This window comes from Paenibacillus sp. MT86, from assembly GCF_058792535.1.
In genome coordinates this window covers 176,797-198,251 of record NZ_CM179499.1, presented here as the reverse complement: position 1 = coordinate 198,251, position 21,455 = coordinate 176,797, and the positions used below count along the sequence as shown (strand labels likewise).

The window sequence follows — 21,455 nt, the reverse complement described above, 5'->3', positions numbered from 1 at the left end:
CTGATAGCAAAAAAAGCCTTGCTGTAACAAGACTTTTCTTAAACTTGAATCACGGTTACCCTATTGGTTCTCGAGTTCCTCTTTGCTCACCAAGTTCACGAGTGAAGTAACCGCTTGCTCAGCGTCAGCTCCCTCAGCACTAATGTAAACTTCCGTTCCTGAGCTGATCGCAAGGCTCATAATTCCCATGATACTTTTGGCATTTACTTTTTTATCATCTTTTTCAACAAAAATTTCAGATGAGTATTTATTCGCTTCCTGAACGAACAGCGCGGCCGGTCTGGCGTGAAGACCCGTCTTTAACCGAACGACTACCGGGTGCTTTGTCATGAAAATTACCCCCTATCTAATAAATCTGCTGCATTGAAAGCGCGATTGACATTTTATAATATTATACCATTTTACCATACAGGACACTAGAAGAAAAAATCTTAAGCATTCCGAATCTTTTCGGCCAATTCATCGATTTTGCGCAGACGGTGATTGACGCCTGATTTGCTGACGGTTCCTTTGAGCAATTCGCCGACTTCCTTCAGGTTCATATCCGGATGAGCCAGCCGAATCTCTGCCACTTCCCGCAGTTTATCGGGCAAATTCTCAAGACCCACTTCCTTTTGGAGCAGCTTGATGTTCTCAATCTGACGGACGGCCGCGCCGATCGTTTTGTTCAGGTTGGCGGTCTCGCAGTTTACGATCCGGTTCACCGAATTGCGCATGTCCCGCATAATCCGGACATCCTCAAACTTGAACAAGGCCTGATGGGCACCGATCAAATTGAGGAATTCGATGATTTTTTCGCCTTCCTTGATGTAGAAGATGAAGCCCTTCTTCCGCTCGATGCAGCGTGCGTTCAGATGAAATTCATTCGCCAGGTCCACCAGGGACTGGCAATGCTCCTCATACATCGAGGCAATTTCCAGATGGTACGAAGACCCCTCCGGGTTGTTCACGGATCCGCCTGCCATGAAGGCACCTCGCAGATAAGCCCGCTTACAGCAATTTTTGCGAACGATCTGCTCGTCGATGCGCGATTGAAACAGAAAGCCTTCGGAGACGATGCGAAGCTCTTTCAGGATCTCCTGAACTTGGGCGGGAATACGAACGATATATACGTTATTCTTCTTCAAACGCATTTTTTTACGCACCAAAAGTTCGGTATGCGCCTGGAAATGCTTCTTAATTAAGGAATAAATACGTCTTGCAATCGCGGCATTTTCCGTCGAAATATCCAGGATTACCTTTTTGTTCGAAAGCTGAACAGAGCCGTTCATCCGAATGAGCGCGGACAGTTCGGCTTTTTCACAGCAGCTCTGGCTTTCGATCATCGTCAGTTCTTTCTTCGTCTGTGCCGCAAAGGACAAGGTACTCACCCCTTTCGTGTAATCCAATCCTGTACCAGCTGAAAAATATGATTGCTCAGCTTGTCAGCATCATGCCTTAAGTATGTTCTAAATAGCACAAGCTTATCGGCAATAAGTTTATATCCTCGGCTGGTCACCTCATCGCGGTCCAGCAGCACGGGCTTCGCGCCCTTCTGTGCATACTTGTCCTGAACCTGAGGCGGAATCTCACCATCATTAACAATAACATAATCGAACAGATGAAGACCAATATGGTCGTAAACGGCCTGCAAATGATCGCTCACCGTATAATTATCGGTTTCTCCCGGCTGCGTCATCACGTTGCACACAAACATTTTGATCGCTTCGGACGAGACAATGGCTTCGGCAAGCTTGGGAACCAGCAAATTGGGCAAAATACTGGTGTACAGGCTGCCCGGACCGATCAGAATCGCATCGGCCTGTTGAATCGCTTCCAGCGCTTCCGGCAGCGGTTCCACATGTTCCGGCTCCAGGAAGATCCGCTTGATGCGGCGCCCGGCCTCCGGGATTTTGGATTCGCCGGTCACAATCGTGCCGTCCTCCATCTCCGCATGCAGAATGACAGCTTCGCCCGCTGCGGGCAGCACCTGTCCGCGAACAACAAAAACCCGGCTCATCTCCTTGACTGCCGTGACAAAATCACCGTGCAAATCCGTCATGGCAGCCAGGATCAAATTGCCGAGGCTGTGCCCGGCCAGTCCCGAGCCATTCTTGAAACGGTATTTCAATATATCGGATAACAGCGGCTCCACATCCGCGAGTGCTGTCAGTACATTACGAATATCTCCCGGAGGCGGCATCTGCAACTCGCTACGCAGTATGCCGGAGCTACCCCCGTCATCCGCAACGGTGACGATGGCCGTAATATCGAGAGGCTTTTCTTTGAGTCCCCGCAGCATGACGGACAGCCCGGTTCCTCCACCCATCACGACGATGCGGGGGCGCTTTCTAGCTTGCACAGCCACATTTATCACTTCCCTTAATTAATGCCGATCCCGCTCAGAGTCGCGGTGGCTCACCGATACCGTCTCCGTTTCGCTGACGCCCAGCATTTTGCCGAGATACTCGGCAATCGCTACGGAACGATGCTTCCCGCCGGTACAGCCAATGCCGATGATCACCTGACTCTTGCCTTCCTTGCGGTACTGCGGGATCAAGAAATGCAGCATATCGAGCAGTTTGGTCAGAAAAGCTTGCGTCTCCGGCCATTTCATGACGTACTCGTAAACATCGCTGTTTTGGCCGGTATTGGGCCGCAGATGCTCCACATAATGCGGATTGGGCAGAAAACGCACATCAAACACCAGATCGGCGTCAATCGGAATGCCGTACTTAAATCCAAAAGACGTAATGTTGACCGATAACGTGCTGCTCTCCAAATGCGTGAAGCGAGAGATGATCTTCTCCTTCAACCGCACAGGCTTCATGTTGCTGGTATCGATGACCTGGGTGGCCGAATTTTTCAGTTCATCCAGCATTTTGCGCTCCAATCGGATACCGTCGAGCGGCATGCCTTCCGGAGCGAGCGGATGGCGGCGACGGCTTTCCTTGTAACGCTGAACAAGCACGGAGTCCGTGGCATCCAGGAACAGAATCTCGCAGTGGATGGTGAAGTGGTCCTTGATGTAATTCAGCGACTCCGATAAAGCGGTGAAGAATTCGCGGCCACGCAGGTCGATGACCAATGCAACCTTGCCGATCTTACCCTTCGATTGATCGATCAGCTCCGCGAATTTCGGAATGAGCACCGGGGGCAGGTTATCGACGCAAAAGAATCCAAGATCCTCCAGACTTTGTACGGCCAAGGTCTTACCTGCTCCCGACATCCCGGTGATGATGATCAGGGTGGCCATGGATGATGTGTTGCTGCCGCGGTCGGCTGCTTCCAGCATCAGCTTTCCCTCCCTTATAAGTTTAGATCAGACGATGTATGGTGAATAATACTACGAACGCAAGTGTAAACCGGCTGCGCCAACAACGCCGGCGTCGTTGCCAAGCTCAGCTGGAACGATCCGTACGCCGCGTTGAAGCGGTTCCGGTGTCAGTTTAGCAAATACGGCACGAACTTCATTAAACAGAATGTCCCCGGCTTTGGATACGCCGCCGCCGATGATAAACGCTTCGGGATTTAACACGGCCGCAACGGCTGCCATGGATTTGCCGAGGTAATAAGCTGCGCGATTCACGATGCGAATGGCGACTTCATCGCCCGCTTTCGCAGCATCAAACACTTCCTTCGCCGCAATGCTCTCCACATGCGCAAGGGAAGTGCGGTCGCCGCGCTCAACGGCATCCTTCGCCATGCGGATAATGCCGGTTGCCGATGAAACCGTCTCCAGGCAGCCCATTTCGCCGCATCCGCATTGAATGGCTTCCAGATCAGGCACGACCGAGATATGCCCAAGCTCGCCGGCCATGCCGCCGAAGCCTTGATAAATTTTGCCGTTTACAATAATGCCGCCGCCCACGCCGGTTCCCAGCGTGTAGCATACGCAGTTCTCAACGCCGCGTCCTGCGCCGCTCCAAGCCTCACCCAGGGCAGCCACATTGGCGTCGTTGTCTATTTTGACGGGCTTGCCGAGACGCTCTTCAAGCAGTGCGCGAATCGGTACATCTTTAAATCCTACATTCGGTGCCAGAATGATGATGCCTTCACGTATATTCGTAAACCCGGCGAAACCAGCTCCCACACCAGCAAGTTGATCCCAGCTGTATGGCGATTCTTCCACAATGTGACGCACATATTTCTCAATGTTGTCAATAACCGTGTCAACGCCTTTGGCTGTTTCCGTCGGCCCTTCGTACTTCTGCAGAAGATGCCCTTCTTCGTTACATATTCCAACTTTAATAGCTGTTCCGCCAAGATCGACACCGACGTAGATGTTCTCAGACATGTTTCAAGCCACCTTTTTCCTTCTATATTATAGATTGCTCCTACTGTACCCACTATAATTGAAGGCACTCCTGCGGTCAAGAGAAGACAACCGGACGTGAAACTGGAACCAGCCCTTTAAATTCGCATGTGTAAACGCATACACGCACATCCGAAATCGCCCCTGTTTGTTCATAATCTTGCTTCCCCAACTCCCCCCGATAAATCCAACATGACAAAAGTCACTCCGAAGTGATGACATCCTTTACTAACGGCAACTCCTTCGCTTTCGTATGATGAGAACAGATCATTTCGATTACGGAGGAGCGATTCCATGACAAACCCAATCCATGAACCTATTGCAGAGCTGCGGCAGGTAACCAAGATGTTTGGCAGCAAAAAAGCCGTCAACCAAGTGTCGTTTACGATAGAAAAAGGATCCATCACAGCCATTCTCGGTCCTAACGGCGCCGGCAAATCAACCGCCATCTCCATGATGCTGGGCCTTAAGGACGCCAGCGAAGGCAAGGTTCTCCTGTTCGGCCAAAGCCCGAAGGACTTGAAGGTCAGAGAGAAGATCGGCGCCATGCTCCAAGAAGTCAGCGTCATGGACGGGCTTCGCACACGCGAGATCATCAACCTCATTCGCGGCTATTATCCGAATCCGCTGTCGCTTGACGACATCGCCCTGCTAAGCGGGCTTACACCCGAGGAGCTTAACAAATGGGCCATTAAAATGTCCGGCGGCCAGAAACGCAAGCTCAGCTTTGCGCTGGCGATTGCAGGCAATCCCGAGCTGTTATTCTTCGACGAGCCGACGGTCGGCCTGGATACCTCGGCACGCCGGTTATTCTGGCAGACGGTGCGCAAGCTGGCCGATCAAGGAAAAACCATCCTGTTCACCACGCACTACCTGCAAGAGGCGGACGATATGGCAGACCGCATTCTGCTGTTCCATCAGGGTCAGGTGGCTGCAGACGGCACGCCGGAAGCGATCAAAGCCAAGCTGACCCGAAGGTCGGTCTCCTTTATCGTGGATGCAGACCACCGGCAGGTCAAGGAGCTGCTGCGTGAAGTACCCGGCGTCACCGATGTGTTTGAGAACAATGGCCGTTTGAACGCCGTCACGGATGATACGGACACGGCGCTGGCTGCCTTGTTCCGAGCCGGGCTCGCCGTACGCGACGTTCGCATCGATCAAGGAAGTCTGGATGAAGCATTTGACCAATTAACGATGGATCAAGGGGAGGCCGTATAATCATGACAACCTGGAAACTGATTACCTTACAATGCAGAATGGAATTGCTTCGGATGGTACGCAATCCGTATTATATTTTCTGGTCGCTGGCGATGCCGATCCTGTTCTATTTCATTTTTACCCGCGTCGTGAATACGGGGGCGGACGATGCCGGACAATGGCAGGCGCATTATCTCATGTCGATGGCATCCTTCAGCGTCATGGGGACCGCCATCATGTCCCTCGGCATACGACTCGTTCAGGAACGAGTACAGGGCTGGGCCGTATACATGCGTGTAACGCCGCTTCCCGGCAGCGTGTACTTCTTCGGCAAAATGTTTGTGCAGACGGTTATGCATCTGCTCTGCATCATCGTGATTTTCGTAGCCGGCTACCTGATTAACGGCGTCTCCCTCACCTTCGGACAGTGGCTGCTAAGCGGACTGTGGATTCTGATCGCATCCGTTCCGTTTCTTGCCATCGGCACCCTGATCGGCTCCATGAAACGGGTCGATACGGCAAGCGGCGTCAGCAACGGCATCTACTTGGGACTGGCCGTTACGGGCGGGATGTGGTTCCCGATCGAAGCGATGCCTTCTATCATGCAGGCCATCGGCAAGTGGATGCCTTCCTACCATTTCGGCGGAGGCGCCTGGTCGATCGTGCGCGGAGAAGCGCCGGGCCTGGACAATTTCATGGTTTTGGCAGGATATTTGGTCGTATTTATGTTACTATCCACCTATATTCGGAAAAAACAACAAGCCGATTAAGGAGATAGGATGATGGCTTCATGAAAAAATTGAAAGAGGCAAAATCCGCAGGGTTCGAGGTGTTTCCAACGCAGCTGGGGTTTTTCCCCTATTTATGGCTCATTTATATGTCCCTTCCCGTGATCAACATGCTGCGCGAGGAAGGCTGGAAGATGGGGATCGGCTTTGCGCTGATCGGCTTGTTTCTTGTCACCTACCGCCAGCTCTACTTCGCCGCGGGTACCCCTCGTTTCTTTGTGTGGCTGGGCATTCAGATGTCCATCATTTTCATTCTCTGCATGTGGTATCACCCGACCTACATGTACATGGGCTTTTTTACGGCCAATTTCATCGGCTGGTATACCGACCGGCGCAAATTCACGATATCCCTTGTACTGTTTGGCATCATCGAGACGATTCCTTTAATCAAGAACGCGAGCATGCTGGGAAAGGATCTGCTCTTTATGATTCCTTTCTTTCTCATCATGCTGTTTTCGCCCTTCGGCATCCGCTCGCTGAACCGGCGACAGGAGTTGGAGAGGGAGCTCGCCGAGGCTAACGAGCAAATCCGTAATCTGATTAAAGGCGAAGAGCGGATGCGTATTGCCAGGGATCTTCACGACACCTTGGGTCATACCCTGTCTCTCATCACGTTGAAGAGCCAGCTTGTGGAGAAGCTGGCGGCGAAGGACCCCTTGAAGGCCCAACTGGAAGCCCGGGAGATCCAGAATACCTCGCGGGCCGCGCTTCGCCAAGTGCGTGAACTGGTATCCGACATGCGGACCGCCACCCTGCCCGAGGAATTATTGGAGGCCCAGATCATTCTGGAGAGCGCCGATATCCAGCTGGTCTCCACCGGTGATCCCAAGCTGGAGGGCATATCCGACTTGGCCCACAACATTCTGAGCCTCTGCTTGCGGGAAGCCGTGACCAACGTGGTAAAGCACAGCCAGGCAAGCCAGTGCCGAATCGACATCGAGTCGCTGGATAATGAATGGCGGCTGTTGGTAGCGGACAACGGAATCGGCCTTAAGGGCAACGATGATGGGGCATCTAGTACCGACAGCAATGGCTTGAAGGGGATGGCGGAACGACTGTCCCTCATCGGGGGCACCGTTGAGGCCGTCTCCGAGCCGCAAGGCACGAAATTGAGCATTCGCGTTCCGATCATCATCAAGAACCGGAAGGAGGAAACCACCCATGAGCATCAAAGTGCTGATAGCCGAGGACCAGCGAATGCTGCGCGGCGCTCTGGCTTCCTTGCTTGATTTTGAAGACGATATCGATGTGATCGGTCAAGCCGGCGACGGCGAGGAAGCCCTATCGCAGATTGCCTTCCATCAACCGGATGTTTGCTTGCTGGATATCGAAATGCCTGTGCGCAGCGGCCTCGAGGTGGCGGAGGAAGTAAAGCGGCGCGGGTATGCCAGCCGGGTTATCATCCTGACTACGTTCGCCAGGCCCGGTTATTTCGAGCGGGCCGTACAGGCCGGGGTCCAAGGATACCTGCTCAAGGACGAGCCCAGCGAACGGCTGGCGGAAGCCATCCGGAGAGTGATGGATGGGCGCCGGGAAGTTTCCCCTGAACTCGTATTCGGGACGTTGTCCGGTGCGGGTGCCAACCCGCTTACCGAACGCGAACGGGAAGTGCTGCGGCTGGCCGCAGACGGAAACAGCTCCAATGATATCGCAGCGAAGCTGCACTTGTCCTACGGAACGGTCCGCAACTATATGTCCGAGATTCTAAGCAAGCTGAATGCCAAGAACCGGATCGAGGCCATCTCGTTGGCGGAAGAGAAGGGATGGATATAGGCCGGCAGCCCCTGGAGGCCTTTGCGAGGCGCAGGCGGTATGGCTTAATACGGTTTGTAAACGACCGTCCCATAGAGAAACAGCCCCGGGCGTGTTCATTGCCCGGGGCTGTTTTTATCACGGTATCAATTGAATAAAGCTTCCTCTATGGTTTGCATCATTTCAAAAGCGCCGTCGCTGGCATTGGATGCCACGACCAACGTATGCCCGGTGTCCGGATAATACGCGGATCGGAAATTCACGCCAGGGTCGTAGCCCATGACATGATATTTGTACACATTTCCATTCTTCTCGGTGATCCAGACGCCAAGCCCATATTTCAGGTCACTGTCCGGGTCGTGCGAATGGGCAGCCAGCAGCTGCTCCGTCATCGATGCCGAGAGCAGCGTATTGGACAAGAGCCCTCTCCATAGCTTTGCCATGTCCGGCGCCGTCACATATGCCCCGCCATCGGCATAACCCTGAATCGGAATGGCATACTGATTCGTTCTCCACGTACCGTCCTCCTCATCGATATACCCGTAAGCCGTATTCGCGGGCAGGCGATCCAGCGGGAAATATCCCGAATCGTTCATGCCGCAAGGCTCAAAAACAAACTGCTGGACATAATCCCGAAACGACAGGCCGGCATGCTGTTCAACGATCAGGCCAAGCAACACAAATCCTGCATTGTTATAGTGGAATCTCTCACCGGGTTGAAATTTCATGGGCTCATTCTGGAACAAAGGGAGAAAGTCTCTTCCACTCCGGAGCGTATACATCGGCACGGCCTTCCACAAATCCTCAAAGTCGTCCATGACCTCTTCATCAAAGTAATCAGGAACGCCTGAGGTGTGGCTTAGTAGATGAAACACCGTAATCTCCGGGCTAACATGCGGCAGGCGAATATCCAGACACTCGCTCAGCTTGCTGTCCAGCGACAGCTTGCCTTGTTCAATAAGCTGACAAACCGCAATCCCGGTGAACAGCTTGCAGCCTGAAGCGATGCCGAACCTGGTGTCCGCTTGATTCGGGATGCGGTCGGCCCGATTGGAATAGCCGAAGGCGGCATTCCATATGATGTTGCGATTTTGATCCGTTAAGAGCACCGTTCCCGAAAAATGGCTGTTGGCAGCCCATTCCTCCATTTTATGTATCATCTGTTGATCCCATCCTTTATCTAGGATAGGCATATTTTAACATGAATGAGTAAAGGGGATCCCGGTACAAGACCAGTTTAACGAAAAAATACCCCGAATTCCGGAATTGCGTTCCGCCCATCAGAGGGAACTCCTCTCATGTCTACCGCTGCTCCAACCGCGTAACCGTGAGGCTGAAACGTTCCGGATCCACCGGCTTCAATAAATAATGGCGGGCATCCCACTCCGGCGAATCCGCGGCTTCGGCCGTCACATAGACGATATGAACGTCAGGCTCAAGCCGTACCAGTCTTTCGCCTGCTTCCAGCCCGGTCATTCCAGGCATATCGATGTCCAAAAATACAACATCCGCCTTGCAGGATCGCCATTGCTCTATTGCATCCTGAGCCCGAGTGAACATGCCTGCCACCTGCAGGCGCCCATCACGTTCAATGAGCCGCTGCATATGCATCAGCGCCGGATTCTCATCATCAATCACGATGGCTTTCATGTCGTCAATCCCTCCCCCTATTCGTTGTTCGTCACATCACGGACGAGAAAAAGGCACCTCAAAGCTTACGGAAGTACCGTTCCCGGGCCGACTCTCGATTTGAAGGCCTTTGCCGTACAGCGTAAGCAATCGGGCGTGTATGTTTCGAAGCCCCACGCCACCACCCGAATCGGACGCGGCGGAGAGCAAGGCGTTAACCTTCTCCTCGCTCATGCCGACGCCGTTATCCGAAACGGAAATGGTAATGTGCCCTTCGCGTTCATGAATGGAAATATGGACCGTTCCCCCGGATATCCGCTTCGTAATCCCATGCCGCACCGCGTTTTCCACGATCGGCTGTATACTGAGCGGCGGTACCAAGGCATCTAATGGCGCATGAACATCATATTCAACGGTTAAACGATCCTCGAACCGCGCCTGTTCCAGGAACAAGTAAGACTGCAATAAGGCCATTTCCTTCTGCAGCGGGCCAAGCTGGTCGCGGTTCTGGAAGTCGAAGCTGCCACGCAGATAATGGCTCAGCTCGATCAGCAGCCGCGTCGCTTTGTCCGGATCCGTATACAGCACGGCCAGAATGGTATTCAACGCGTTCGACATGAAGTGCGGCTTGATCTGGGCTTGGAGGAAAGCCATCTCCGCCGAAATGGTCTGCCGAACGGACCGTCGGAGCTCCAGCAGATTCCGGACCCTCGCTCGCAGCTCATCGGCTTCCACCGGCTTTCTCAGGAAATCGTTCGCCCCCGCCTGCAGGCCTGTTCGAACATCGTCGGGCAAGCTTCGGGCTGTCAGCATGAGCATGGGCAGCTCGAAGAGCGTGAATTGCTGCCGGACCGTCATGCACAGCTGCAATCCGGACATCCCCGGCATCATCCAGTCCGTGATGACCAAATCGATCCCTTGCCCCGACCGGATGTGCTCAAGTGCCCGGGCTCCGTTGCCTGCGGTAATCAAATGGTAATTTTCCGCCGATAGCAGGCTGCGAAGCACCTGCAGATTAACCGGATCATCGTCAACCAGCAGCACGGTAGACCCCTTCGAATGCTTACTAGGCTCATCCTGCTCGGGAACGCGTTCCTTTGCTGCGGCGACCAGGACTTCCTCCGTTCCTCCGAAGCCGGCCAATGTTGCCTGCGGGGGGATTTGCGTAGACGGCAGCGTAAAGTGAAAGGCTGAACCCGCACCGGGCATAGACTCGGCCCAAATTTCCCCTCCGCCCAGCTCTACCAGTTTTTTCGTAATGCTCAGTCCGATGCCCGTGCCGCTATATTCCCGATCGGATGCATATCCGATCTGATCGTAGGATTTGAACACATCGATCAGCCGCTCCGGTGAGATGCCGATCCCCGTATCCGTCACCGATATCCGCACATGGCCGTTCAGCGCATGAGCGGTGACCTGTACCGTCCCCGTCTCCGTGAATTTCACTGCATTCCCAAGCAGGTTATACAGAATTTGCCGCAATCGATCCTCATCGGTATCCAGCCATGGCAGATTGTCCGGCCATTCCTGCTTCAGGGAAAGCGGTTTGCCCGCGGCAAGGTGCGTCACCACTTCGAGCACGGATTGGGTGACGGCTTTCAGGTCGACCGGCTGCCGCTTAAGCACAATCTCCCCATTTTTCAATTTGCTAAAATCGAGAATATCATTCACGAGCGTGGATAACCGCTTGCCGGTGGACACAATCATGGACAGCTCCCTGGACTGTCGATCGCTCACGGAGCCTGAGCTTCCGTCCATCAGGGACTGGGCAATATTCACGATGCCATGCAGAGGCGTTCGAAGTTCATGCGATGTATTCGCCATAAATTCGTCCTTCAAACCATCCAAGGTCAGCAGTCTTCGGGAAAGCTGGTCTACGTCGGTAAACGCCCTGGAGAAGCGCTGAGCAAGCAGCATCGCCTGCGTTACCACAAACAGCAGCATCTCAAGCGGAACGATGGCCAGGCTGTTGTAAACTCCCATTAAGCTGAGTACATGGACGGCAATCACCACCATAATGCTCAGAATGCCGATCACCATAAATTCCGTATCCGCAGACCTTCGCCAAATTCCCCTTCCCATCACGAACGTGATATATCCAATGATAAATACCGAGAACATATAAATGACCGGCTCCATTTTCGAGAAGACAACCGTGGGCAATGCAAGCCCGATTCCAACGGCTATCATCGTTGCCGCATTGCTTAAACGCAGGGCCCATCGGTGAACAAGGCCATGAACGGCTTCCGCTATATACCGCAGCAAAAAATAATACACGAAGGCGGAAAAAACCAGCTGAATCCGGATGAACCATTCATATGAAAGATCGGGCCATACCGAAGACAACAGCTTCTGGCCGTGCGTAGCCACGTAGATCATCGAGGACAGACAGAAGAGCCCCAGATACAGGAGCGCTTTCTCGTTCCGCTGCATTCGGTACAGCAGCAAAAAGTACATAGCAGGAATCAGGAAGCCCGCGAGGGTCATCAGATCGACAAACGCGGCGGTTTCACGGCTCTTCATCACCGCTTTCATATCCCCGAATATCAGCGGTGAATAGATGCCGCCTGAAGAATAGATAAAGTTGGTCACCTGGACCAGGATTTCAACTTCCTTCCCGCTTATCTGGGCATAACCGACGTAGGGAATATTGTTCGGTGTGCTCCCCGCTTCCGACATGCCGGGGGAGCCGCTGGCCCCGATCTCCTGACCGTTCATAAAGATCCGGTTAGCCGTCCGTATGTTGCCGGTATGAAGGCCGTAAATGCCTTCCTCCGCCTTTAATCGAACAACCATCCTAAACGTTCCGACACCCTCAGGCCCGGACTCGCCGTTCTCCGTAACATAGCGGTTCCACTTGCCGGGTATCGATACGACGCTTGTGGGAGACGGTCTCTTCTCATTCGGTGTTCCGGGTCCAAAGCTCTCCGGGGTTAACAGCTGTCCCCGATAGAACTCCCACTCCCCGTTGAGCGGGACCCCGCCTTCCTTCGAAAAGTCCCACGCTGTTAAATCAAGTCTTCCTTGGAAAGCTTCAGGACTTACATTCGGGGTCACGATAAACCGAACGATAAACCATATGGGCAAGAGTATAACCAATGCCAACCCCGCAAACATCACGCGCCGCTTTTTGTTCATGACTGACCTACTTCTCTATATAAATGTTAGGATTCTGCCAACATAGAGCTGCAAAGCTACCCCATATATCGGCATTTGGAATCAAGATGAAGAACCCCCTATAATCTATTCTCTGCAAGCATGAAAAAAACCCTCCTGCCAACCGTGGCGAATTCATCATTTATGAATCCGATTCACGGCTTGCTAGAAGGGCTGACTTATACAATTTACATATTGGACTAATATTTCGCCCACATGGTCAGCAGAATTACCGGGACCGCAAAAATAAGCAAACCGACCCCGATCATCGCGGCGACCTGCAGCATAAATGCTTGTTTGGATGGACCGGACGGCTGCGGTATTCCGCATTGAACGCAACGATTGGAGGCAGCATATACCTTACCGCCGCAGCTGACACAAATCCCATGATTCCTCATGATTAACGCTCCTTTGCTTGTTAAAACAACATCGACATCAAGACATTTCTATATCGGTTAACATGCTGTGATGAATCGAAGCCCGGCCGACCGCCATTAAAAAGCAATCATGGATGCCGGATTTTTATTTGTGAATATTATCACATAAATACGATCACAAGTAAAGACATGAATCGTTTATGATCCATGTTATCGGAACCTCCCCCTTCTGCTGATAAGATCAAAACCTGGAACCGGCACAAAACCAGGAAGCCTGCGGCTCCCTGGTGTATGCTTCTTTCCTGAAATCTAATCCGGACCACCCTGCGGGGAGGGGGGTTATTTGTTCTTGGCATGCAATACCAAGTTTCCTACTCCACCAATCGCAAACAACAAGGAAACGATTCCGAATCCCCATTGCCATGAGCTTCGATCCGTTATGAAAACAACCACCAAGAACGCTATCGCGGCCAAAAAATTAAGCAGTGCCACGATCAAAAATTCTTTTTTCTTCATTGTTCATCCTCTACATTCCTACAGAATCAAGTCTGTCCAGTCTACGTGCCGCTGTCGTGATCATATCATATTTTGGGCTGCGAAGTATGATTGCTTATTCAGGCTACCGTATAAATGTTATCGTCTGCTCGGTCCACGGCGCACCATCAAAAGCCTTCGCCACTCCCTGAGCAACAATCTCCGCCTTCAGCACGTATTTCCACTTCACCGTAGCCGACCATGCTCCTTCGAACAGAAACGGACTCAATCTGATTTCATGTTCGCTGGCCCAAGCCGCCAAGACCCTTTCCCCATCGATCGTCATATCGAAGCCCTCTTTGAACCATGGATGCTCCTGATCCTTGGAAACACCCGGCGCGTTCATGTTCACATAGAGCGAGATGTCGTCGCACAGCTGCAGCAGGCCAAACTGCCTGTGAATCACGGCTTCGCCCGGAAACGAATAATGATCACGCAGCCGTTTTTGCCGATCCAGCTCTTCATGATAGAATTCCACCAGCGGCGCTTCGGTGGCGTTTTTCATAAATGACGCGAAATGAAGGCTGCAGAGATACCCTGCATACGGACTCATCGCTTCGATCTCATCTACGCCCCTGGTATACATCAGCATCTTCGGCATGACCGGATAATCGATAAAAGTGAACGGAGTCCGGCTTGCATCATTCCAGATCGGCGTATCATCCATCCGAAGCCAGGCGCGGTCATGCTCGGTTATAGCCAGCAGCACTTCTTCCCTAACCGTCTCATCCATAAACAGCTCTCTCCGAAAGCCCCGGGCCACATCGCCGGAGAAGCGGCCATGGTCGTCCTGGGTCGTCATAACAAAAGCATCTTCCGTCTCGCGAATGATCATCCGATCATCTCCCTTCGATTCGTCCTTACCCCAGATAAGCCTTTCGTTTCATCACGGCAATGATATCTCTGGACTGGCCTTGATGCACGCTCGTATCGAAACACGAGATCAATTCCCAGCCGTCAATCCCGTAGCTGTTCAGTAAATCTTCGAATTCTTCTTCGTTCACTTTCCCCCCAAGGAATCCTCCGGTTTTGTATTTCAGCGTTTTGTATTCCCATTGATCCATAGTCGGCATCCCCCGTTATCCCATTGATTTTGACAACAAACCCCGAGACCTTCCAACCTGCAGACATCCATCAGTTCGTATCCCCGACATAGCAAACCGCTGAGCGTCCCGCTTTATTCATCAGCGGCTTGACCAGCGAGCGGGGATATATTCGTATCCCATCCAATGAAGACAAATCGATCCATTCCACGCCCACCTGGTATTCATCCGGGTTATGTCCTTGAAACAGATCCCCCTCATCCGCCAAACGGCATTCAAAATAAAACTCCACTTGGTGCACGTCGGAATCCCATTCCGCGAACTCGTGGTTGGACCCTATGTATTCACGGACATGCAGCAGATCTTGAACTTCCACCCTGCGCCCGATTTCCTCCAGGCACTCCCTGACCACGGCTTGCACCAAGGTTTCGCCCTTCTCTTGCCCGCCGCCTGGGAACAGATAGAAGTCCCCCCATTGGTCTACATTCTTCGTTAAAAGGATTTGGTGATCTCGGACAATCATCGCTTTGGCCGAGTTTCGAATCGGTTTCATGGGCAATCTCCTTATCGTAACATTTCTTTCTATTTTCTATTGTAGCAAAAATAAATCCTCTATAGGCGAACCCACTGTCTGCATATTGGTACAAACCGATAACAAGCCGGTATACCATGAGCATGCTCAAAGAATACCGGCTTGTTTTGCGCTGGAAGCATAACTCTCGGTCCGGCTCTTTTTGCTAGCGCCTGTATGAGCCATCCTTCCGCTTCTTTAATACGATGACCGCCACGCACCCAACGATCAACAGGATCAGCCCTGCGGCAATCCAATCCTTGATGACCATCCACGAAACACGGGCACCCCCATACTCGCCCTCATAATGAGCCATGAGATAGCCGGCCTGCGTCTCAACCGCTATGGCGGTTTCGGGGGCGATTCCCTGGACCGCATAGTATTTCGTACCCTTCGGGTACACATTGGAGAAGTTACCGCCGTAGGTCCCTTCCCGATCCGTATGGTAGGTGACCTTTCCCACCACGTCTCCAAGCGCAGACGCTTCCACGGGATTTTCCGACATGACATAGATCTTCCCGTCATTCACGACAAACGAATAAGCCCATGAGGCAAGCGCAGCGGGCGATGAACACATGACCAACAACAGAAGCGTAATCAGCGATATTTTCATATACCTTTCCGTGCGAAGAAAATTCGGCATGGTCCACCTCGGATATCAGAGTCATGTACCTTCGTTCGTAACGGGAGGCTATTTCACCTGCTTGCTCCTGCCATCGACGATCAGCTCGATGCCCGGCTCGTTCGTTCCGCCGGACATACTGTAGGAAGGGTCCGGCTGATCCAAGAAACCGTCAAAGGTTTCGCGAATCTCTATCCGGCCTCGCGGCCGAACCGTAACCACCTTAGGCTCGAAATCAATCGTCCTTCCGCCAATATCAAGGCTTAGCGGGCGTACCGTTACCTGCCGCTCGGTGCCGTAACTGTAAATTTGAATCTGGCAGCGTGCCAGAATAGCCTCGTTCTCTGTACGATAATCGCATTTGCTGTCTTTTTTGGTATAGGCGACGCTGGATATACCGCTCGAATTGAAATTCGCCACAAACATGACGGACTCCGACACGAATGGAAAAACGACGATCCATGCGACACAGCCGATCATTACCCGGCTCAAAATCTTCGGATAAAGCGGGCGATAAATGCTCGTTACCCGCAGAATGCCGATCGTCAATAAGATAAGACCTGCAATAACGGGCAGATGAAGACCATAGTTGCCTTGCTTAGTCCATGGGGAGATCCCTGCCCAGCGGAACAGATCATCCCCGAACGAATAACCCAGATGCTGATTGGAAATGAAGAGCAAACCCAGGATGATGGCAGAAATGGAGAGGATTTTGCCTTTCAGTTGTATCTCCTCCTCGACGAATCCATTTTCCACATTATAACAAATAAGAAGACCTGTGGTAACCTGCTTTACTCCGCTTTATTCACGGGTTTATTCTCTACGATAGCGAGCCTTGTCCCACTCTTGGCTTCATGCAGCAGCTTCCGGTCGCGATGGATGAGACATAACAGCACGTGAAGGAACACAACTGCGTCCAGCAGCAATATCCCCAGCGCGTACATCGCAAGCAGGACATTAGAACCCGTGACATTAACCGCAATGAACAAAGCATGGAACCCGCCCCATACCACATACAGCAGGCCGTTGCGGACAATCACTTCCTTCAGCTTCAGATGTTCGCCCGCTCCGCGGATCTGGACCCGGACGACCCATTTCCCCAGCGTCTGCCCCTGCATCATATAAGGCAGCACGATATAATATAAAATCACGGCAAAGAAGTATGCACCCCTCACGTTTATTACGGTCAGCACGCCAATGATCGGCAGTATGACCGCTGCATCAATGCCAAAAGCAATGGCCCGGCGCGTATAACTGACCCGCTTCTGCGACAGATCCACCTTCTCATCCAGACGATCCAGGCGGGGCAGGTGATTTTTCATCCAATCGGCCAGCACGAGGCCCATCATTCCGCCCAGGGTATTCATCAGCAGATCGTCCACGTCAAACAATCGGTACGGGTGATCATAGAAGCCGTAAATGCCGGTCACCTGGGTTACCTCAAAGAACAACGACAAGCCGAACGAGGCCGCCAGACACGCAACCCAGGACGCTCTCGCATAATAACGAAGGAACATGCCGAACGGCACCACGAGTAGGACGTTAAACACGACCTGCAAGAAGGCTCTCTCCTTCAACAAATGCGTGTAAGTCGATGGCACGCCCCATACCACCTTGGTCTCCTTTAAGATGTCCTGTATGAAATTCAGCGGCATCCACTGCATAACCGAGGCCACATCCATCGGAGCATTATGGCGCGAGGCAGGCAAAGGAAGGAGCACAAGATACACTGCGTTCATCATGTACAGCAGGAATAAATACAGCAGAAATCCCCGGAATTTATTAAAATAACCATATTTGCGATACTGCACGATCAGAAAGGGAACTGCGCACAGCAAAGCCGCTATGGGAAAGGTTAAAAATGCATAGGATATCGGAAATAGATAGGCTTCCAGCATGCTCTCGTTCACTCCCTCCGTGATGTTCTACTTCTTATAAAGTACAGGACCAAGTTTAAATGGCGGGGATCCCTTCGTTTAAAATGCGTTTAAAAAACGCATAACCGCATCAAGGCCGACATGCCTGTCAGCCTCGCGCGTCGCAAACCGAATAACCCACACCATCAGTGTGGGCAGGTCACCATATACAAAGACGCATGGATTCAATGTCATCGGAATAACATGGTCGTTATTCCCGCCTTACGCGTTTATGTTGGCGGGAGTCGGCCCCAGTCCTGCTTCCATGAAGTCCCGTTATTCCTTCCGTTTGCCGACGGCTTTTCCAAAGCTAATCTTTCGCGGAAGTCTCAGCTTGAATTCTTCACGGTGCCCATTCCACTCTATCTGGATCGTTAGATCCTTGTTCGGGTTCATCATATCGAACAGATGCGCCAAATCCAGCCCACCCTTGGTCTCCTTCATGGCAGCATGGTCGGTCCCCACGACGATTCCGCCTTCCTGGAAGCGGCCCGTCATGTCCTCCAGCCGATAGTTAATCTGCCCATGTTCCAGAGGCTCCTTCCCCGAGTACTGAAGCTTCAGCTTTCCGCCAAGCGCATCCTGAAACACGGTAAGCTTCGCATTGACCCTATCCTGATGGGAAACGACATAAGTCGCTTTCCAAGACTCACCCTTACCTATCAAGGTCATGGTTTTATTTCGATTCACGGGACACCCCTCCTCACGCGGAACGACCAGCTATCTCGATTAGGCTTATATACATGATAACGAGCAAAAGAATGAAATGGTTTTTCAACTTTTCAAATAATGGAGGATTGTTGGTGGTCATCATCGACTCGGACCGGATCTGCCGCGCTCCGTCCGTAACTCCATAATCCAGCAGTCCCGCAGCTCTCCTTCATGCCGTTCATGCTTCTCCAGCAGCCTGACCTTCCGAAACCCGCACTTCTCGTAACAAGCGATGGCCCGTTCATTCCAAGCCTGCGGGTCCATCACGATCCGGTCGGCCTGCCTCTGAAACACGAGGTAATCCACCATGGAAGTCATAAGCTTCGTACCGATGCCTCGATTCCAATAATCCGGCTCCCCGATGAATTGATCCGTGGCGAATGTTCTGCCGACCGCATCGTTCCCGTCATACCCATACTCGCCTAACGTATCTTCATCGAGAAGATAGAACTGGATATACCCGACCGGTTTCCCCTCATATTCGATAATGCAGCGAGTCTCATCATCATCCACATAGAAATGCTCCCGCACCCGCTCCACGTCGTGAGGATTGTCCCGTCCCTCGTAATACTGCAGCACATCCGGATTGGACAGCCAAGAAGCTAAGGACGTTTCATCTTTCTCCTCCAGCTCGCGAACCGTAATCGGCCCTGCCTCATATACCAGCATCGTTATCCTCCATCCTTCTCATGGGATCATCCCATTGTTCGTTTCAGATTACATCCGCAACCATCGTAATAGAGGTTCTGCACATGCCTGCCTCCTGGAATCCGAAACGCTCATACAATTTCATAGCTGCGGCATTGTCCGGAGCGACGCTTAACGATACCTTTTGAATCCCCCGCTCCTTCATCCCTCTGAACAATTCCTTCATCAGGGCGGTTCCTAGCCCTTGCCCGCGGGATTCGGGAATCAGCGCCATGCCCAGCTCCGGGATGTCATCGCTCACGTAACCGAACCCTTTGTTCCCTTCATCAAAATACCGGATGGTAATTGAGCCTGACGGCTTCCCTGCTGCATTCACGGCAATGTAGCCCAGATCGCCCGCGCGCCCCCAGTCCTCCACGTATTTTTTCATGAACGGCTCCTCAAGAATATCCCGGCTAAAAGGCTCCCCTCCCTCGGGCACATACAGGGACTCGTACAGCATCTCCCGCAAAAAGGGTGCGTCCTCCCGGCCTGCGACTCGAATATGATATGAATTCATGTACATCTCCCTTTCCGCCTAGATCATCTCTGTCAGCGCCGTCCGTAACGCGAGTCTTTCCGCAGCCAAATCGGACCGTCCCGAAATGATCTAGAATCATCTCCATCGTTCCTCCATACCGACCCATCCAATCGTTCGGCCTCAATTGCAATCGAATAAAAAGACGTCCCCAATCGGAACGCCTTCGGATCTGTACTCTATGAATTGGCGATTCACCGGTCTAATCCTGCCCTATCAGCCGGTATTTTTTCGTTTAAACTATTTTGGATCCCTGTTTGTCAGAATGGAACTCCCTCGAAGTACACCACTTCGGCCAGCCGAATATGCAGTGCTTTGTTATCCCCGATCGTCAGTTGGACATGGTCGACCACCACCCCGGATAAAACCCCCTCTACTTTCCCCGCGGTGGTCATGATGACCACCTTGGCCCCTTTATGCCGGAGCAGATGGTCAGTAAATACCGGTTCAACCAACGCTGCGTAGTTCACCGGCTGCGGGATTGCCGGCGTTCGGGGCGCGTAATACGGCGGTATGGGCTGGGGCAGAGGATAGGCAGGGTACCCCGGTGCATAACCTGCAGACGGCGCCGGATAACCGGCTGTGTTGACATGGTTGTTCAATGTCAGACCTCCCTTGCGATTTGAACCCTACACCTTTATGTATGACCGGAAAGGGTCGCCTATGTTATCCCTCTCATATTTGTATAAAAAAGCAAGGATGGCTTTGATCTCAATCGCCGCCCGTTACGCCTTCTGAGCAATCAACTTACTCATCGCATGCCGGTGCGGTATACCCGATGAGTTGCAATCAAAAATGACCTCCGGGCAGCTGTGAATCAGCCAATCGTGATAATGCATCATAAGCTCTCCGGACTTCCAGTCATAAGCATACGGCTCATCCTCGGGAGGAGGCGCAATGAACGGCTTCTGCACGAATACATTCAGGCAGTGGAATCCCTCTGCCGAGGTGAATTTTTTGTAATTGGCAAAAATCTCCTCGCGATACTCGGGTCGGATATAATGCAGCACGCCGCTGGAATACAGCACGTCAAACTCCGAATCCAGACGGTAATCCGATATGTCCGCCTTGAATACGTTCACGTGTACCCCGATGTGATCGGCCAATCGCTTCGTTTTCTCGATCCCCGCATCCGAAATGTCGAATGCCGTGACCTCATACCCGTTGCGGGCAAAAAACACGGCATCCTTCCCTTCCCCGCACCCGATATCCAGCAGCCTTACTCTTTTTGTCGGCGGGATCCTTTCAAGCACCTGATAACAGGCTGCGTTCGGTTCCGTGCCCCAATAGTACTCCGGCGTTTTGTACTCTTCTTCATAGATGCTGATCGGCTTGCCCGTCGAAGAATAACCAAACAGCTTATCGATGCTGACGTCCAGCAGCCGGGACAGCTCCGGAAGCAGCGCGATATCGGGCATGGTCTGCCCGGTCTCCCATTTGGATACCGCCTGGAACGTAACGCCCAGCTTATGCGCCAATCCTTCCTGGGTAAGTCTCCGTTCTTTACGGTAACGATTAATATTTTTGGCCAACATGTCTCTCATATGGATCACGCTCCTATATAACCACATTGTAGGGGTTGCGCGGGGCATACAATAACCTGGTCATTGAATCCCGGAAGAATTCAACCGCCCGTTGAA

25 protein-coding genes are annotated in these 21,455 nt (G+C 52.3%); 4 read left to right on the top strand and 21 right to left on the bottom strand.

What is annotated here, in order from left to right; all coding sequences use genetic code 11:
• Positions 1-60: 60 nt before the first annotated feature.
• The 5 genes from AC3RCL_RS00980 to AC3RCL_RS00960 all read right to left on the bottom strand — a co-directional run bounded on the left by AC3RCL_RS00980 (position 61) and on the right by AC3RCL_RS00960 (position 4,276).
• The gene (locus AC3RCL_RS00980; protein ID WP_006207570.1) at positions 61-330 is read right to left on the bottom strand and encodes an HPr family phosphocarrier protein; all 270 of its coding nucleotides are present in this window, start codon (positions 328-330) and stop codon (positions 61-63) included.
• A gap of 101 nt (positions 331-431) precedes the next feature.
• Entirely contained in the window at positions 432-1,361 is a 930-nt protein-coding gene (gene whiA / locus AC3RCL_RS00975; RefSeq protein ID WP_009593666.1) for a DNA-binding protein WhiA, read from the bottom strand.
• 5 nt (positions 1,362-1,366) lie between these two features.
• Entirely contained in the window at positions 1,367-2,308 is a 942-nt protein-coding gene (locus tag AC3RCL_RS00970; protein WP_175320789.1) for a gluconeogenesis factor YvcK family protein, read from the bottom strand.
• Positions 2,309-2,365: 57 nt separating this feature from the next.
• On the bottom strand, positions 2,366-3,274 hold the full coding sequence (rapZ, locus tag AC3RCL_RS00965; RefSeq protein ID WP_009593644.1) for an RNase adapter RapZ: 909 nt from the start codon (positions 3,272-3,274) through the stop codon (positions 2,366-2,368).
• A 51-nt stretch (positions 3,275-3,325) separates the two neighbouring features.
• The gene (locus AC3RCL_RS00960) at positions 3,326-4,276 is read right to left on the bottom strand and encodes an ROK family glucokinase (RefSeq protein WP_009593637.1); all 951 of its coding nucleotides are present in this window, start codon (positions 4,274-4,276) and stop codon (positions 3,326-3,328) included.
• A 312-nt stretch (positions 4,277-4,588) separates the two neighbouring features.
• Between AC3RCL_RS00960 and AC3RCL_RS00955 the strand changes: the two genes are divergently transcribed.
• From AC3RCL_RS00955 to AC3RCL_RS00940, 4 genes are read left to right on the top strand one after another with little or no spacing between them, the layout of a single operon-like run.
• Entirely contained in the window at positions 4,589-5,512 is a 924-nt protein-coding gene (locus tag AC3RCL_RS00955) for an ABC transporter ATP-binding protein (RefSeq protein ID WP_012818426.1), read from the top strand.
• 2 nt (positions 5,513-5,514) lie between these two features.
• Entirely contained in the window at positions 5,515-6,261 is a 747-nt protein-coding gene (locus AC3RCL_RS00950) for an ABC transporter permease (RefSeq protein ID WP_012818425.1), read from the top strand.
• A gap of 20 nt (positions 6,262-6,281) precedes the next feature.
• A complete protein-coding gene (locus AC3RCL_RS00945; protein WP_340962582.1) occupies positions 6,282-7,508 on the top strand; it encodes a sensor histidine kinase in 1,227 nt (408 codons plus the stop codon).
• Positions 7,441-8,052: a response regulator transcription factor gene (locus AC3RCL_RS00940; protein WP_340962580.1), complete on the top strand. Its 612-nt coding sequence runs from the start codon at positions 7,441-7,443 to the stop codon at positions 8,050-8,052. The genes AC3RCL_RS00945 and AC3RCL_RS00940 overlap by 68 nt, the downstream gene beginning before the upstream one ends.
• Positions 8,053-8,177: 125 nt before the next feature.
• Here AC3RCL_RS00940 and AC3RCL_RS00935 read toward each other — a convergent pair whose 3' ends face one another.
• From AC3RCL_RS00935 to AC3RCL_RS00860, 16 genes are all read right to left on the bottom strand, one after another.
• Positions 8,178-9,191 carry a serine hydrolase domain-containing protein gene (locus tag AC3RCL_RS00935; protein WP_096777136.1) on the bottom strand — a complete coding sequence of 338 codons (1,014 nt, stop codon included), beginning with the start codon at positions 9,189-9,191 and terminating at the stop codon, positions 8,178-8,180.
• Positions 9,192-9,333: 142 nt separating this feature from the next.
• Positions 9,334-9,681, bottom strand: coding sequence for a LytR/AlgR family response regulator transcription factor (locus tag AC3RCL_RS00930; protein ID WP_492534183.1), 348 nt, complete (start codon positions 9,679-9,681; stop codon positions 9,334-9,336).
• A 36-nt stretch (positions 9,682-9,717) separates the two neighbouring features.
• Complete coding sequence (locus AC3RCL_RS00925) at positions 9,718-12,798, bottom strand: hybrid sensor histidine kinase/response regulator (protein WP_492534181.1); 3,081 nt, start codon at positions 12,796-12,798, stop codon at positions 9,718-9,720.
• Between the two features lie 218 nt (positions 12,799-13,016).
• Positions 13,017-13,214: a hypothetical protein gene (locus tag AC3RCL_RS00920; RefSeq protein ID WP_012818421.1), complete on the bottom strand. Its 198-nt coding sequence runs from the start codon at positions 13,212-13,214 to the stop codon at positions 13,017-13,019.
• A 318-nt stretch (positions 13,215-13,532) separates the two neighbouring features.
• On the bottom strand, positions 13,533-13,709 hold the full coding sequence (locus tag AC3RCL_RS00915; protein WP_009595674.1) for a hypothetical protein: 177 nt from the start codon (positions 13,707-13,709) through the stop codon (positions 13,533-13,535).
• Between the two features lie 103 nt (positions 13,710-13,812).
• Entirely contained in the window at positions 13,813-14,562 is a 750-nt protein-coding gene (locus tag AC3RCL_RS00910; protein WP_192570105.1) for a DUF3891 family protein, read from the bottom strand.
• Positions 14,563-14,587: 25 nt separating this feature from the next.
• Entirely contained in the window at positions 14,588-14,791 is a 204-nt protein-coding gene (locus tag AC3RCL_RS00905; RefSeq protein WP_009595662.1) for a DUF4177 domain-containing protein, read from the bottom strand.
• Between the two features lie 70 nt (positions 14,792-14,861).
• Positions 14,862-15,323, bottom strand: a complete 462-nt coding sequence (locus AC3RCL_RS00900) for an NUDIX domain-containing protein (RefSeq protein ID WP_492534177.1) — start codon at positions 15,321-15,323, stop codon at positions 14,862-14,864.
• Positions 15,324-15,507: 184 nt separating this feature from the next.
• Entirely contained in the window at positions 15,508-15,984 is a 477-nt protein-coding gene (locus AC3RCL_RS00895) for a hypothetical protein (RefSeq protein ID WP_012818418.1), read from the bottom strand.
• 48 nt (positions 15,985-16,032) lie between these two features.
• Positions 16,033-16,719, bottom strand: a complete 687-nt coding sequence (locus tag AC3RCL_RS00890; RefSeq protein WP_192570106.1) for a cytochrome c oxidase subunit 3 family protein — start codon at positions 16,717-16,719, stop codon at positions 16,033-16,035.
• A 35-nt stretch (positions 16,720-16,754) separates the two neighbouring features.
• The gene (locus AC3RCL_RS00885) at positions 16,755-17,861 is read right to left on the bottom strand and encodes a VanZ family protein (RefSeq protein WP_492534175.1); all 1,107 of its coding nucleotides are present in this window, start codon (positions 17,859-17,861) and stop codon (positions 16,755-16,757) included.
• 294 nt (positions 17,862-18,155) lie between these two features.
• Positions 18,156-18,569, bottom strand: a complete 414-nt coding sequence (locus AC3RCL_RS00880) for a hypothetical protein (RefSeq protein ID WP_492534173.1) — start codon at positions 18,567-18,569, stop codon at positions 18,156-18,158.
• A gap of 120 nt (positions 18,570-18,689) precedes the next feature.
• Entirely contained in the window at positions 18,690-19,259 is a 570-nt protein-coding gene (locus AC3RCL_RS00875; protein ID WP_492534171.1) for a GNAT family N-acetyltransferase, read from the bottom strand.
• Positions 19,260-19,302: 43 nt separating this feature from the next.
• Positions 19,303-19,797, bottom strand: coding sequence for a GNAT family N-acetyltransferase (locus tag AC3RCL_RS00870; protein ID WP_492534169.1), 495 nt, complete (start codon positions 19,795-19,797; stop codon positions 19,303-19,305).
• 278 nt (positions 19,798-20,075) lie between these two features.
• On the bottom strand, positions 20,076-20,417 hold the full coding sequence (locus AC3RCL_RS00865; protein WP_492534167.1) for a DUF2642 domain-containing protein: 342 nt from the start codon (positions 20,415-20,417) through the stop codon (positions 20,076-20,078).
• Between the two features lie 123 nt (positions 20,418-20,540).
• Complete coding sequence (locus AC3RCL_RS00860) at positions 20,541-21,359, bottom strand: methyltransferase domain-containing protein (RefSeq protein WP_492534165.1); 819 nt, start codon at positions 21,357-21,359, stop codon at positions 20,541-20,543.
• Between the last annotated feature and the right edge of the window lie 96 nt (positions 21,360-21,455).